The sequence below is a fragment of the Serratia nematodiphila DZ0503SBS1 genome (assembly GCF_000738675.1).
GTDB classification, from domain to species: Bacteria; Pseudomonadota; Gammaproteobacteria; order Enterobacterales; family Enterobacteriaceae; genus Serratia; species Serratia nematodiphila.
On sequence record NZ_JPUX01000002.1, the window covers coordinates 402,931 to 417,598 of the forward strand.

The 14,668-nt window shown below is 60.0% G+C and carries 15 protein-coding genes; 14 read left to right on the top strand and 1 reads right to left on the bottom strand.

The annotated features are described in order from the left end of the window. The first annotated feature begins 49 nt into the window (after window positions 1-49). From corC to JL05_RS22590, 8 genes are all read left to right on the top strand, one after another. On the top strand, window positions 50-928 hold the full coding sequence (gene corC / locus JL05_RS22555; protein ID WP_004939973.1) for a CNNM family magnesium/cobalt transport protein CorC: 879 nt from the start codon (window positions 50-52) through the stop codon (window positions 926-928). 7 nt (window positions 929-935) lie between these two features. Then, window positions 936-2,465 carry an apolipoprotein N-acyltransferase gene (gene lnt / locus JL05_RS22560; RefSeq protein WP_015376946.1) on the top strand — a complete coding sequence of 510 codons (1,530 nt, stop codon included), beginning with the start codon at window positions 936-938 and terminating at the stop codon, window positions 2,463-2,465. 394 nt (window positions 2,466-2,859) lie between these two features. After that, the gene (locus JL05_RS22565; RefSeq protein ID WP_004939976.1) at window positions 2,860-3,756 is read left to right on the top strand and encodes an amino acid ABC transporter substrate-binding protein; all 897 of its coding nucleotides are present in this window, start codon (window positions 2,860-2,862) and stop codon (window positions 3,754-3,756) included. Between the two features lie 213 nt (window positions 3,757-3,969). Continuing rightward, window positions 3,970-4,710 (top strand): amino acid ABC transporter permease, encoded by a 741-nt coding sequence (locus JL05_RS22570; RefSeq protein ID WP_004939979.1) that lies wholly within the window; start codon window positions 3,970-3,972, stop codon window positions 4,708-4,710. Beyond that, the gene (gltK, locus tag JL05_RS22575; protein ID WP_004939982.1) at window positions 4,710-5,384 is read left to right on the top strand and encodes a glutamate/aspartate ABC transporter permease GltK; all 675 of its coding nucleotides are present in this window, start codon (window positions 4,710-4,712) and stop codon (window positions 5,382-5,384) included. The genes JL05_RS22570 and gltK overlap by 1 nt, the downstream gene beginning before the upstream one ends. Beyond that, window positions 5,384-6,109 carry an amino acid ABC transporter ATP-binding protein gene (locus JL05_RS22580; protein WP_004939983.1) on the top strand — a complete coding sequence of 242 codons (726 nt, stop codon included), beginning with the start codon at window positions 5,384-5,386 and terminating at the stop codon, window positions 6,107-6,109. Before gltK ends, JL05_RS22580 begins: the two co-directional genes overlap by 1 nt. 113 nt (window positions 6,110-6,222) lie before the next feature. Then, the gene (gene rihA, locus JL05_RS22585) at window positions 6,223-7,155 is read left to right on the top strand and encodes a pyrimidine-specific ribonucleoside hydrolase RihA (protein ID WP_015376943.1); all 933 of its coding nucleotides are present in this window, start codon (window positions 6,223-6,225) and stop codon (window positions 7,153-7,155) included. Between the two features lie 148 nt (window positions 7,156-7,303). Further along, complete coding sequence (locus JL05_RS22590; protein WP_033633931.1) at window positions 7,304-8,008, top strand: FMN-dependent NADH-azoreductase; 705 nt, start codon at window positions 7,304-7,306, stop codon at window positions 8,006-8,008. A gap of 40 nt (window positions 8,009-8,048) precedes the next feature. On the opposite strand, the gene JL05_RS22595 is transcribed toward JL05_RS22590, so the two are convergent. Then, on the bottom strand, window positions 8,049-8,531 hold the full coding sequence (locus JL05_RS22595; protein ID WP_004939988.1) for a zinc ribbon-containing protein: 483 nt from the start codon (window positions 8,529-8,531) through the stop codon (window positions 8,049-8,051). Window positions 8,532-8,817: 286 nt separating this feature from the next. Here JL05_RS22595 and leuS point away from each other — a divergent pair, with 286 nt between their 5' ends. The 6 genes from leuS (at window position 8,818) to rlmH (ending at window position 14,644) form a co-directional block, all read left to right on the top strand. Then, window positions 8,818-11,400, top strand: coding sequence for a leucine--tRNA ligase (leuS, locus tag JL05_RS22600; protein ID WP_031299996.1), 2,583 nt, complete (start codon window positions 8,818-8,820; stop codon window positions 11,398-11,400). A gap of 14 nt (window positions 11,401-11,414) precedes the next feature. Continuing rightward, window positions 11,415-11,975 (top strand): LPS assembly lipoprotein LptE, encoded by a 561-nt coding sequence (gene lptE, locus JL05_RS22605; protein WP_033633932.1) that lies wholly within the window; start codon window positions 11,415-11,417, stop codon window positions 11,973-11,975. Beyond that, window positions 11,972-13,006, top strand: coding sequence for a DNA polymerase III subunit delta (holA, locus tag JL05_RS22610; protein ID WP_033633934.1), 1,035 nt, complete (start codon window positions 11,972-11,974; stop codon window positions 13,004-13,006). The genes lptE and holA overlap by 4 nt, the downstream gene beginning before the upstream one ends. Then, entirely contained in the window at window positions 12,996-13,658 is a 663-nt protein-coding gene (nadD, locus tag JL05_RS22615; RefSeq protein ID WP_015376938.1) for a nicotinate-nucleotide adenylyltransferase, read from the top strand. The genes holA and nadD overlap by 11 nt, the downstream gene beginning before the upstream one ends. A 194-nt stretch (window positions 13,659-13,852) precedes the next feature. Next, complete coding sequence (rsfS, locus tag JL05_RS22620) at window positions 13,853-14,170, top strand: ribosome silencing factor (RefSeq protein ID WP_015376937.1); 318 nt, start codon at window positions 13,853-13,855, stop codon at window positions 14,168-14,170. A gap of 3 nt (window positions 14,171-14,173) precedes the next feature. Then, window positions 14,174-14,644, top strand: a complete 471-nt coding sequence (rlmH, locus tag JL05_RS22625) for a 23S rRNA (pseudouridine(1915)-N(3))-methyltransferase RlmH (protein ID WP_004940002.1) — start codon at window positions 14,174-14,176, stop codon at window positions 14,642-14,644. Window positions 14,645-14,668: the final 24 nt, after the last annotated feature.

A 14,668-nucleotide genomic window follows, 5' to 3' on the forward strand; every position in this document is an offset into this window, starting at 1 on the left:
GTCGCTGACGCCCCTTAACTCTGACATGAGTGACAGTAACGAAAACGCCATGAGCGACGACCATTCACAAAGCAATGACAGCCCCAGTCCCAAGAAGGGGTTCTTTACTCTTATCCTTAACCAGTTGTTCCACGGCGAGCCCAAAAACCGTGGCGATCTGGTCGAGCTGATCCGCGATTCCGAACAAAACGACCTGATCGATCCCGATACCCGCGACATGCTGGAAGGGGTGATGGATATCGCCGAACAGCGCGTGCGCGACATCATGATCCCCCGCTCCCAGATGGTGACGCTCAAGCGCAACCAGACGCTGGAAGAGTGCCTGGACGTGATTATCGACTCCGCCCACTCGCGTTTCCCGGTGATCAGCGAAGACAAAGATCACATCGAAGGCATCCTGATGGCCAAGGATCTGCTGCCGTTCATGCGCGCAGATTCCGAGCCGTTCAGCATCGACAAGGTGCTTCGCACCGCGGTGGTGGTGCCGGAAAGCAAGCGCGTCGACCGGATGCTGAAAGAATTCCGCTCCCAGCGCTATCACATGGCGATTGTCATTGACGAATTCGGCGGCGTGTCCGGCCTGGTCACCATCGAAGATATCCTGGAACTGATCGTCGGCGAGATCGAAGACGAATATGACGACGAAGACGATCTGGATATCCGCCAGCTCAGCCGCCACATGTACACCGTGCGCGCGCTGGCCCCGATCGAAGACTTCAACGAAGCCTTCGGCACCCACTTCAGCGATGACGAGGTCGATACCATCGGCGGTCTGGTGATGCAGGCCTTCGGCCACCTGCCGGCGCGCGGGGAAACCATTGAAATCGAAGGTTACCTATTTAAAGTTGCCATGGCCGACAGTCGACGTATCATCCAGGTTCATGTAAAAATTCCGGACGATTCTCCACCACCGAAACTGGAAGATTAAATCCAACATGGCTAAAGCCTCATTACTTGAACGCCAGCGGGTTCGCGCCCTGCTGGCGCTGTTGTCAGGTGCCGGCGGGACGCTGGCGTTCTCGCCCTACGACTTCTGGCCCGCGGCCATCGTCTCCCTGTTCGGCCTGCTGGCCGTTACCCTCAATCGCACCACCAAACAGTCCGCCCTGCTCGGCTTTGTCTGGGGCTTCGGGCTGTTCGGCAGCGGCATCAACTGGGTGTATGTCAGCATCGCCGATTTCGGCGGCATGCCGTTCGCCGTCAACGTCTTCCTGGTGGTACTGCTCGCCGCTTACCTGTCGCTGTACACCGGGCTGTTCGCCGGGCTGCTGACGCGCCTGTGGCCGGCCACCAGTTGGTGGCGGCTGGCCATCGCCGCGCCGGCGCTGTGGCAGGTGACCGAATTCCTGCGCGGCTGGGTGCTGACCGGCTTCCCGTGGCTGCAGTTCGGCTACAGCCAGATCAACGGCCCGCTGAAAGGCATCGCGCCGCTGCTGGGTGTTGACGCCATCACCTTTGTGCTGATGGCCATCGCCGGCCTGCTGGTGTACGCCGTCAATCAACGGCGCCTGTCGGCAGCCGTGATCGCCGCCGCGCTGCTGCTGTTGCCGTGGCCGCTGCGCCAGCTGCAGTGGTTTACCCCGCAGCCGGAGAAAGCGGTGAACGTCGCCATGGTGCAAGGCAACATTCCCCAGTCAATGAAGTGGGATCCGAGCATCCTGCTCAGCACGCTGCAAACCTATCTGGACGAAACCCGCCCTTACATGGGCAAGGCGCCGATCATCATCTGGCCAGAGTCCGCCATCCCTGACTTCGAGCCGCGTCAGAACGGCTTCCTGACCATGATGGATGACCTGATGCGGGCGAAGAACAGCAGCCTGATCACCGGCATCGTCGATGCGCGCGCCACCCCACAAGGCGTGCAGGAATACAACAGCGCCATCGTGCTGGGCGAACCGACGCCGTACAGCTACCCGGCCAAAGATCGCTACAACAAGCATCACCTGGTGCCGTTCGGCGAATTCGTGCCGCTGGGTGAACTGTTGCGCCCTATCGCGCCGTTCTTCAATCTGCCGATGTCCGGTTTCAGCCGCGGCGACTACGTGCAGCCGCAGCTCAGCGTACGCGGCTACAACCTGACGGCGGCCATCTGTTACGAGATCGTGCTGGGCCAGCAGGTGCGCGATAACTTCCGCCCGGACACCAACTTCCTGCTGACCATCTCCAACGACGCCTGGTTCGGCCACTCCATCGGCCCGTGGCAGCACTTCCAGATGGCGCGCATGCGGGCGCTGGAGCTCGGCCGGCCGCTGCTGCGCAGCACCAATAACGGCGTCACCGCCGCGGTGGATGCAAACGGCGAGGTGATCGCCGAGATCCCGCAGTTTACCCGCCAGGTGCTCGAAGTGAAGGTCACGCCGACCACCGGCGTCACGCCTTATGCGCGCTTCGGCGCCACACCGCTGTGGGTGATTACCCTGCTGCTGGGCGGCTGGGCGCTGATGTTGGGCTTGCGCCGCAAATAATCCTCTTCGCCGGGGCGCGCCCGCCGCGCCCCGCGTTCCCGTCAATATCCCCGCCTCAGTCAGAAAACGTCGTTAAATCAACGCGGCTGGCACACTCCTTGCTTTTATCTATGGCGACATCGCGCGCCGGTTTACTTTTGCTGACGTTTTGTCGCACCTGCGCACATTTTGGGTGCATTAAGCGCACCGCGCGGGTGCGCCGACGTTTTGTTGCATTGATTTGGTGCGCGCGGCGTCTCAAAAAATGAAACATTTTAGTTTCAAGGTGTTCACAATCGGTTATTTTTTAACAGCGTTCAGTTCATAAGACTATCTTTATAACTTGAGCAATAAACAGTCGATTTAACCTGACGCTCTTTAGTCAGAGCCACAACAACAGCAAAGGAGTTGGACCATGCAAATGCGTAAATTGGCGTTATCGTTACTGCTGCTCGGTGCGGCAGGTAGCGTGGCGCATGCGGAAGACCTGACCGGTACGCTGAAGAAAATCAAAGACAATGGCGTGATCGTTGTCGGCCACCGCGAATCGTCAGTGCCGTTCTCCTACTACGACAACCAACAAAAAGTTGTGGGCTACTCTCAGGACTACTCCAACCAAATCGTTGAAGCCGTTAAGAAAAAGCTGAATGCGCCGAATCTGCAGGTGAAAATGCTGCCGATTACCTCGCAGAACCGCATCCCGCTGCTGCAAAACGGAACCTATGATTTCGAGTGCGGATCCACCACCAATAACCTCGAGCGCCAGAAACAGGCCGCCTTCTCCGACACCATTTTCGTGGTCGGCACCCGCTTGCTGGTGAAAAAGGGCTCCGACATCAAAGACTTTAAAGACCTGGCCGGCAAACCGGTGGTGGTCACCTCCGGCACCACCTCCGAAGTGCTGCTGAACAAGCTGAACGACAGCGACAAGATGAACATGCGCATCATCAGCGCCAAAGACCACGGCGATTCCTTCCGCACACTGGAAAGCGGCCGCGCCGTGGCCTTCATGATGGATGATGCCCTGCTGGCGGGCGAACGCGCCAAGGCCAAGAAACCGGATCAGTGGGAAATCATCGGCACGCCGCAGTCGAAAGAGGCCTACGGCTGCATGCTGCGCAAAGACGATCCTGAGTTTAAAAAGCTGGTCGATGACACTATCGCCCAGGCGCAAACCTCCGGTGAAGCGGCCAAGTGGTTTGAGAAATGGTTCAAGCAGCCTATTCCACCGAAAAACCTCAACATGAACTTCGAACTGTCGGACGACATGAAGCAACTGTTCAAAGAGCCAAACGACAAAGCGTTGAACTAAATAGAACAAAAGCCGGCGCGGCCGCCAGGCCAAACCGGCCCAGTTGATGACTGGGACAGACAGAAATGAGGGGGGCCGTTCCCCTCCCTCATTTTCCCCAAGGCGCATCACCGACACCCGTACACAACAAGCCAGCCAGACTGGCCGCGCGGCGATCGGAGCTCATCAAGTCATCAATCTTCGGCGCCCTGCGCCCGTTTATCGGAGTTTGTTATGTCAATAGATTGGAACTGGGGTATCTTCCTGCAGCAGGCCCCGTTTGGGAACACCACTTACCTCGGCTGGATCTGGTCCGGCTTTCAGGTCACGGTGGCCCTCTCCGTCTGTGCCTGGATTATCGCTTTCTTCGTCGGTTCACTGTTCGGTATCTTGCGTACCGTGCCCAACCGCTTTCTTTCCACCCTCGGCACCTGTTACGTCGAACTGTTCCGCAACGTGCCGCTGATCGTGCAATTCTTTACCTGGTATCTGGTGATCCCCGAGCTGCTACCGGCCAATATCGGCACCTGGTTCAAAACCGAGCTGGATCCCAACGTGCAGTTCTTTGTTTCTTCCATGCTCTGCCTGGGGCTGTTTACCGCCGCCCGCGTTTGCGAACAGGTGCGCGCCGCCATTCAGTCCCTGCCGCGCGGCCAGAAAGCCGCCGGGCTGGCGATGGGCCTGACGCTGCCGCAAACCTACCGCTACGTGCTGTTGCCGAACGCCTACCGGGTGATCGTGCCGCCGATGACCTCGGAGATGCTCAACCTGGTCAAAAACTCCGCCATCGCCTCCACCATCGGCCTGGTGGACATGGCCGCGCAGGCCGGCAAGCTGTTGGATTACTCCGCACACGCCTATGAATCCTTTACCGCCATCACGCTGGCTTATATCGGCATCAACGCCGTTATCATGCTGTTTATGCGTCTGGTCGAAAAGAAAGTGCAGTTGCCTGGCAACCTGGGGAGTAAATAATGTACGAATTTGACTGGGCGTCGATCGTCCCAAGCTTCCCTTATCTGCTGCAAGGCATGGTGATCACGCTGAAGATCACCGTGACCGCCATCGTGGTCGGCATCCTGTGGGGCACCGTGCTGGCGGTGATGCGTCTGTCGCCGTTCAAGCCGATAAGCTGGTTCGCCACCCTGTACGTCAACCTGTTCCGTTCGGTGCCGCTGGTGATGGTGCTGCTGTGGTTCTATCTGGTGGTTCCAAGCTTATTACAACAGGTTCTAGGGCTGTCGCCGAAAACCGATATTCGCCTGATCTCGGCTATGGTAGCCTTTTCCCTGTTTGAAGCGGCCTATTACTCGGAAATCATCCGCGCCGGTATCATCAGCATCTCGCGCGGCCAATCCTCCGCCGCGCTGGCGCTGGGCATGACCCACTGGCAGTCCATGCGGCTGGTGATCCTGCCGCAGGCGTTCCGCGCCATGGTGCCGCTGCTGCTGACCCAGGGCATCGTACTGTTCCAGGATACCTCGCTGGTTTACGTACTGAGCCTGGCCGACTTCTTCCGCACCGCGTCGACCATTGGCGAACGCGACGGCACCCAGGTTGAAATGATCCTGTTCGCCGGTTTTGTCTATTTTGTTATCAGCCTCGCCGCCTCTGCGCTGGTAAGCTATTTGAAGAAAAGGACTGTTTGATGATATCCCTGAAAAATGTTTCCAAGTGGTACGGTCACTTCCAAGTGTTGACCGATTGCACCACCGAAGTGAAAAAAGGCGAAGTGGTCGTCGTCTGCGGTCCTTCAGGTTCCGGCAAATCCACCCTGATCAAAACCGTCAACGGCCTCGAGCCGATCCAGCAGGGAAGCATCCTGGTGAACGGCACCCCGGTCAACGACAAGAAAACCAACCTGGCGCAGCTGCGTGCCAAAGTCGGCATGGTGTTCCAACATTTTGAGCTATTCCCGCACCTGTCTATCATCGACAACCTGACGCTGGCGCAGGTGAAAGTGCTCAAGCGCGATAAGACAGCCTCACGCGAGAAGGGCCTGAAGCTGCTGGAACGCGTCGGCCTCTCCGCCCATGCCAACAAGTTCCCCGGCCAGCTGTCCGGCGGCCAGCAGCAGCGCGTCGCCATCGCCCGCGCGCTGTGCATGGATCCTATAGCCATGCTGTTCGATGAACCGACCTCGGCGCTCGATCCGGAAATGATCAACGAAGTGCTGGACGTGATGGTCGAACTGGCGAACGAAGGCATGACCATGATGGTGGTAACCCACGAAATGGGCTTCGCCCGCAAGGTGGCGAATCGGGTGATCTTTATGGACGAAGGCAAAATCGTCGAAGACCGCAACAAAGACGATTTCTTCAACAACCCCGAGTCCGATCGCGCCAAGGACTTCCTGGCCAAGATCCTGCACTAAACGCTCTCGATGCGCCCCGCCAGGGGCGCATCTTTTCTCCCGGCACTAAAAGCGCTTGTTTCTCCCCGGTTTTGATCCGATGCTCGCTGGATAACAAACAGAGGAGAAAGAACATGCCCCGCCCTATTATCATCGATTGCGATCCCGGCCTCGACGACGCCATCGCGCTGGCCATGGCGCTGCGTTCGCCGGAGCTGGACGTCAAAGCCATTACCACCTCCGCCGGCAACCAGACGCCGGAGAAAACCCTGCATAATGCGCTGGGCCTGCTGACCCTGATGCAGCGCGAGGACATCCCGGTCGCCGCCGGCGCCGGCGGCCCGCTGATGCGCGAGCTGGTGATCGCCGACTATGTCCACGGCAAAACCGGCATGGGCAACACCCACCTGCCGACGCCGACCCTCAAACCCGATCCCCGCGGCGCCGTCGAGCTGATCGCCGACCTGCTGCGCGCCAGCCCGCAGCCGATCACCCTGGTGGTGACCGGCCCGATGACCAATATCGCCCTGCTACTGGCCCAGCATGCCGAGTTGAAAAGCCGCATCGAGCGCATCGTATTCATGGGCGGCGGCATGAACGCCGGCAATACTACGCCGGTGGCGGAGTTCAACATCTTCGTCGATCCCGAAGCCGCCGAAATGGTGCTGAAATCCGGCGTGCCGCTGACCATGGCCGGGCTGAACGTCACCCATCAGGCGCTGGTGTTGCCGCAGGATATCGAGCGCATTCGTCAGATAGACAATCCGGTCGCGCAGGCGGTCGCGGAGATGCTCGATTTTTACCTGCCGCTGTACCTCAGCCATCCGCGCGGCCTGCCCGGCGCAGCGATGCACGATCCCTGCACCATCGCCTGGCTGCTGGCGCCACAGCTGTTCACCGGCGTAGAACGCTGGGTCGGCGTGGAGACCAAAGGGGAATACACCGTCGGCATGACGGTGGTGGACTATTTCCAGCAAACCGGCAACGCGGCCAACGTGGAAGTGCTGACCGGCATCAACCGCGAGGGCTTTATCGATCTGCTGGCCGAGCGCGTAGCGCGTTATTGATCCTATCGGGGCGCGCTCGCGCCCCTCATTCAACTTTTTTGATTTAACTCAGCGAATTTTTGCGCTATCACTGTTCATGGCTTGCCTCTACCATGCGTTTACACCGACTGACATCGTTACCGATTAGCCTTCGCCTGGAGATAAGCCAATGAGCCGCGTACTGGTCCTGAAATCAAGCATTCTGGGTGAATATTCCCAGTCTGGAAAATTAGTCGATTTTTTTGTTGAACAATGGCGTGAAACTCACCCTGAAGACACGTTTACCGTGCGCGATTTGGCCAACCCAACGCTGCCGGAGCTGGATGGTGAAGTGATGGCCGGCTTTACCGCCGGCGACAAACCGCTGACGCCGCATCAGCAAAGCACCCTGGCGCTGTCCGATGAGCTGATTGCCGAGCTGAAATCGCACGACACGCTGATCATCAGCGCCCCGATGTACAACTTCAACATCCCGACGCAGCTGAAGATCTACTTCGATCTTATCGCCCGCGCCGGGCAGACGTTCCGCTATACCTCCGCCGGCGCCGAAGGGCTGGTGACGGGCAAGAAAGCGATCGTCATCTCCAGCCGCGGTGGCATCCACGCCGACATGCCGACGGATCTGATCACGCCGTACGTGAAGTTGTTCCTGGGCTTTATCGGCATCACCGACGTTGAATTCGTGCTGGCGGAAGGCTTCGCCTATGGCCCGGAAGCGGCGGAGAAAGCCGCCCAGGACAGCCGCATCGCGGTCGTGCAGAAAATCCCGGCCGGCGTCGCCGTACCGGCCAGCGCACCGGCGCAGGCGGACGTTGCCCCGGCAACCGTCAGCGGCGGTTTCCTGAGCAACCTGCTGAAGAAACTGTTCCGTTAAACGCCGGCCTTAGCGTTCCCCGCCCTGGCGGGGAACGTCCTCAAGGTTCAAACGGCCGGCGCTGGAACTGGTCGTGACCGCATTTCGGGCAGAGCGGCAGCACCTCCGGCGTGTAAAACGCCAGATGGTAGTGACACTGCTCGCACACCAGATTGCCCAGCCCCACCACTTCACCGCTGTGGTAAACGCCGTGGTGGCTGACATCCTTGAACACCTCGCGCCACTCCAGCTGGGTTTTGTCGGTGATATCCGCCAGTTCCTGCCACAGGCTCTCTTTAATCACGCGCATAAACACGCTGTCGGTAAACTCGTCCCGGCTCTCCTGATAGCTGCGGGCGAACTCCTCCAGATCGCGCCGCACCGCCTGCGTCACCTGCCGCACTTCGTCGCGGGTCAAATCTTCGGCCTCGTTCAAGCGCCGCTCCGCGCTGGCCACCAGTTCATCGATATCGCGTTCGCCGTTTTTCAGGCGTTCGCTCAGCGATGCCACCAATTCGCGGTAATACTGAGCAACCTTGTTCATAGACTCTCCTCGATAAACGCTGCGCCGGACTTGGCTGTAGGGATCCCCCCTAAGCTACTTGTTCTTATTTTAGCCGTAAATGACTGATGTCACTTGGCAAGACGCGGGATCCGCAGGTTGTGAGCCGCGTCATGACGGCGTTTTTTTTAAATGCGCCGAGTCAGGCGCTTGGAGTTGTTGCCGGGAGGTCTTATCAGCTATGCTATGCGGATCTACGAATACTAAATGTTCATTGCGTTGCCTCTGACCGGGGCAACGGTTTACACCTACAGGACCACCGGCCGCCATGCAAGAGCAATACCGTCCAGAAGACATAGAATCGAACGTACAGCTTCACTGGCAAGAGAAGCAGACTTTCAAAGTTACCGAAGACGACAGCAAGGAAAAGTACTACTGCCTATCCATGCTGCCTTACCCGTCCGGCCGACTGCACATGGGCCACGTTCGTAACTACACTATCGGCGACGTGATCTCGCGCTATCAGCGCATGCTGGGCAAAAACGTACTGCAGCCGATCGGCTGGGATGCGTTCGGCCTGCCGGCGGAAGGCGCAGCGGTGAAAAACAACACCGCGCCGGCCCCGTGGACCTACGACAACATCGAATACATGAAGAACCAGCTGAAACTGCTGGGCTTCGGCTACGACTGGGATCGCGAAATCGCCACCTGCCAGCCGGAATACTATCGCTGGGAACAGTGGTTCTTCACCAAGCTGTATGAAAAAGGCCTGGTCTACAAGAAGACTTCGGCGGTGAACTGGTGTCCGCACGATCTGACCGTGCTGGCCAACGAACAGGTTATCGACGGCTGCTGCTGGCGCTGCGACACTAAGGTCGAGCGTAAAGAGATCCCGCAGTGGTTCATCAAAATCACCGCTTACGCCGATCAGCTGCTGAACGATCTGGACACGCTTGAAAGCTGGCCGGAGCAGGTGAAAACCATGCAGCGCAACTGGATTGGCCGCTCCGAAGGCGTGGAAATCACCTTCGACGTGGCGGACAGCGAAGAGAAGCTGACGGTTTACACCACCCGCCCGGACACCTTCATGGGCGCCACCTACGTGGCGGTCGCCGCGGGCCACCCGCTGGCGCAACAGGGCGCGCGCAACAACCCGGCGCTGACCGAGTTCATCGACGAATGCCGCAACACCAAAGTGGCCGAAGCAGAAATGGCGACGATGGAGAAGAAAGGCATGCCGACCGGCCTGTTCGTGGTCCACCCGCTGAGCGGCGAGAAGCTGCCGGTGTGGGTCGCCAACTTCGTGCTGATGGAATACGGCACCGGCGCCGTGATGGCAGTACCGGCGCACGACCAGCGCGACTGGGAATTCGCCACCAAATATGATTTGCCGATCAAACCGGTGATCCTGAACCTCGACGGCAGCCAGCCTGACGTGAGCGCCGAAGCGATGACCGACAAAGGCGCGCTGTTCAACTCCGGCGAGTTCGACGGTCTGGACAATGAAGCGGGCTTCAACGCCATCGCCGACAAACTGGTCGCCAAGGGCGTAGGCCAGCGTAAGGTTAACTACCGTCTGCGCGACTGGGGTGTCTCCCGCCAGCGTTATTGGGGCGCGCCAATCCCGATGGTGACGCTGGAAGACGGCACCGTAATGCCGACGCCGGAAGACCAGCTGCCGGTGATCCTGCCGGAAGACGTGGTCATGGACGGCATCACCAGCCCGATCAAGGCCGATCCTGAGTGGGCGAAAACCACCGTCGACGGCCAGCCGGCGCTGCGCGAAACCGACACCTTCGACACCTTTATGGAGTCCTCCTGGTACTACGCGCGCTACACCTGCCCGCAGTATGACCAGGGCATGCTGGATCCGGCCGCCGCCAACTACTGGCTGCCGGTCGATCAATATATCGGCGGCATCGAGCACGCCATCATGCACCTGATGTACTTCCGCTTCTTCCACAAGCTGATGCGCGATGCGGGCCTGGTGGATTCCGATGAGCCGGCCAAGCGCCTGCTGTGTCAGGGCATGGTGCTGGCCGACGCCTTCTACTACACCGGCAACAGCGGCGAGCGCGTCTGGGTATCCCCGGTTGACGCCACCGTCGAGCGCGACGACAAGGGCCGCATCATCAAGGCTACGGATCCGCAAGGCCGTGAACTGGTCTATGCTGGCATGAGCAAAATGTCGAAGTCGAAGAACAACGGCATCGACCCGCAGGAGATGGTGGAAAAATACGGCGCGGACACCGTGCGTCTGTTCATGATGTTCGCTTCACCGGCAGAAATGACGCTGGAGTGGCAGGAATCCGGCGTGGAAGGGGCTAACCGCTTCCTGAAACGCGTGTGGAAACTGGCCTATGATCACGTGGAAAAAGGCGCGGTGCAGCCGCTGAACGTGGCGTCGCTGAACGAAGATCAGAAAGCGCTGCGCCGCGATCTGCACAAAACCATCGCCAAGGTGACCGACGATATCGGCCGCCGTCAGACCTTCAACACCGCAATCGCCGCCGTGATGGAGCTGATGAACAAGCTGGCCCGCGCGCCGCAGGAGAGCGAGCAGGATCGCGCGCTGCTGCAAGAAGCGCTGCTGGCCGTGGTGCGCATGCTGTATCCGTTCACCCCTCACGTGTGCTTCACCCTGTGGCAGGCGCTGGGTGGCGAAGGCGACGTGGACACCGCGCCATGGCCGGTTGCCGACGAGCAGGCGATGGTCGAAGACTCCAAGCTGGTGGTGGTGCAGGTGAACGGCAAGGTTCGCGCTAAAATCACCGTATCTGCCGATGCGACCGAAGAGCAAGTGCGCGCGCGCGCTGCCGAAGAGCATCTGGTGGCTAAATATCTGGACGGCGTCACGATTCGCAAAGTGATTTACGTTCCGGGCAAACTGCTTAACCTGGTTGTGGGTTAACACAAGGAGGAGTTGTGCGACAACGTATTCTGACGCTGTTGCTGGGGTTGGCGGTGCTGGTCACCGCCGGCTGCGGTTTTCACCTGCGTGGCACCACGCAGGTGCCTAATGAAATGAAAACGCTGATCCTGGACAGTTCGGATCCTTACGGGCCATTGACGCGCGCGGTGCGTGAGCAACTGCGTTTGAACGCCGTGACCATCGTCAGCGATCCGAAGCGTAAAGACGTGCCTTCTCTGCGCATCGTCGGCGCGACGGAAAGCCAGGATACCGCCTCGATCTTCCAGGACGGTAAAACCGCCGAGTACCAGTTGGTGCTGACCGTGCAGGCCCAGGTGCTGATCCCGGGCCACGACCTGTATCCGCTGTCGGTGAAAGTGTTCCGTTCGTTCTTCGACAACCCGCTGACCGCGCTGGCCAAGGACTCCGAGCAGGAGATCATTCGCCAGGAAATGCGTGAGCAGGCGGCGCAGCAACTGGTGCGCAAACTGCTGACCGTGCACGCGGCGGAAGAAGAAAACCGGCAGAAAGCCGCTGCCGTCGGCGAACGAGCGGCAAGCCAAACCGCACAATGATCCGCATTTATCCGGAACAACTTGCCGCGCAGCTCCGAGAGGGGCTGCGCGCTTGTTATTTATTGAGCGGCAATGAACCGCTGCTGCTGCAGGAAAGCCAGGATTTGCTCCGGCAGGCCGCGCAACAGCAGCAGTTCAGCGAGCACTACAGCATTTCCCTCGACGCCCATACTGACTGGGACGCCATCTTCGGCATCTGCCAGGCGATGAGCCTGTTCGCCAGCCGCCAGACGCTGCTGCTGATCTTCCCGGAAAACGGCCCGACGGCGCCGATCGGCGAACAGCTGACCAAGCTCGCCACGCTGCTGCACGAGGATATTTTGCTGATCCTGCGCGGCCCGCGCCTCACCAAAGCGCAGGAAAACAGCGCCTGGTTCAAGGCGCTCAGCCCGCACGGCGCTCTCGTCAGTTGCCAGACGCCTGAACAGGCGCAGCTGCCGCGCTGGGTCGCCGCGCGCGCCAAGTCGATGAAACTGGAGTTGGACGACGCGGCCAATCAGCTGCTGTGCTACTGCTACGAAGGCAACCTGCTGGCGCTGTCGCAGGCGCTGGAGCGGCTGTCGCTGCTGCACCCGGACGGCAAGCTCACCCTGCCGCGCGTCGAGCAGGCGGTGAACGACGCCGCCCACTTCACGCCGTTCCACTGGCTGGATGCCCTGCTGGCCGGCAAGAGCAAGCGCGCCTGGCATATTTTGCAGCAGCTGCAGCAAGAGGACGTGGAGCCGGTGATCCTGCTGCGCACCCTGCAGCGCGAACTGCTGCTATTGCTGACGCTGCAGCGCCGCATGGCTTCCGCGCCGCTGCGCTCGCTGTTCGATCAGCACAAGGTCTGGCAGAACCGCCGCCCGCTGGTGACCCAGGCGTTGCAACGCCTGTCCGGCCCCCAGCTGCAGCAGGCGGTACAGCTGCTGACGCAAATCGAGCTGACCCTCAAGCAGGACTATGGCCAGTCGGTCTGGCCGGAACTGGAAACCCTGTCGATGCTGCTGTGCGGCAAACCCCTGGCCACGAGTTTTAGCGATGCCCACTAACCCGGAACACCCCACCGTTTTGCACGCGCTGTTCGGCGGCACCTTTGATCCGATCCACTATGGCCACCTGCGGCCGGTGGAGGCGCTGGCCGCCGAAGTGGGCCTGAATCGCGTCACGCTGCTGCCTAACCATGTGCCGCCGCACCGCCCGCAGCCGGAGGCCAATGCGCAGCAGCGCCTGAAGATGGTCGAGCTGGCGATCGCCGGCAACCCGCTGTTTGCGGTCGACGATCGCGAACTGCACCGCACCACGCCCTCCTACACCATCGAGACGTTGGAAACGATTCGTAAAGAGCGTGGCGCCGCCCAGCCGCTGGCGTTTATTATTGGCCAGGACTCGCTGCTGACGCTGCATAAGTGGCACCGCTGGCAGGCGCTGTTGGACGTCTGCCACCTGCTGGTGCTGGCGCGCCCGGGCTATAACGATCGCATGGACACGCCGGAACTGCAGCAGTGGCTGGAACGCCATCGCACCGCCGACCCGGCGCTGCTCAGCCGTCGCCCGCACGGCCATATCTATCTGGCCGATACGCCGGAGCTGGAAATTTCCGCCACCGAGATCCGCCAGCGCCGCCATCAGGGCCTCAACTGCGACGACCTGCTGCCGCGCCCGGTGCAGCGCTATATCGAGTTGCAGGGTTTATATCGCTAGTGAAAGGTGCGTGATATACTGCGCCGCTATTTTTCAGGTATCCGCTGAAAACCCCGGAAACCTTAGCTGGCCGGGCAGTCACCAGTTAGCTGGCTTTCAGCGGCAGCCTGCCGAAACCATTATCCGGTTACGCCGCGGCGCGCGCATTTTGCCCGCCGCAGCCGACTGAACAGAACACACCCGAGGGGGAACCTTTGCAAGGTAAAGCGCTCCAAGATTTCGTCATCGATAAAATCGATGATCTGAAAGGCCAAGACATTGTCGCTCTGGACGTCCAGGGCAAATCCAGCATCACCGATTGCATGATCATCTGCACCGGCACCTCAACGCGCCACGTGATGTCGATCGCCAGCCACGTGGTGCAGGAATCCCGCGCCGCGGGCATGGAGCTGTACGGCATGAAAGGCCAGGAAGCCTCCGACTGGATCGTGGTCGATCTGGGCGAAGTGATCGTGCACGTGATGCAGGAAGAGAGCCGTCGCCTGTACGAGCTGGAAAAACTCTGGAGCTAAGCGGTGAAACTGCAATTGGTGGCGGTCGGCACCAAAATGCCAGACTGGGTGCAAACCGGCTTTATGGATTACCTGCACCGCTTTCCCAAAGACATGCCGTTTGAGTTGACCGAGATCCCGGCCGGCAAACGCGGCAAAAACGCCGACATCAAGCGCATTCTGGACAAGGAAGGCGAACAGATGCTGGCGGCGGTGGGCAAAGGCAACCGCATCGTTACGCTGGATATCCCAGGCACGCCGTGGGAAACGCCGCAGCTGGCACAGCAGCTTGAGCGCTGGAAGCAGGATGGCCGCAATGTCAGCTTGCTGATCGGCGGCCCGGAAGGGCTGGCGCCCGCCTGCAAAGCCGCTGCCGAGCAGAGCTGGTCGCTTTCTCCGTTGACGCTGCCGCATCCTTTGGTGCGCGTCCTGGTGGCAGAAAGCCTCTACCGCGCCTGGAGTATTACAACAAATCATCCTTACCACCGGGAATAGCCGGTGGTGACCGTGACAGAGTGA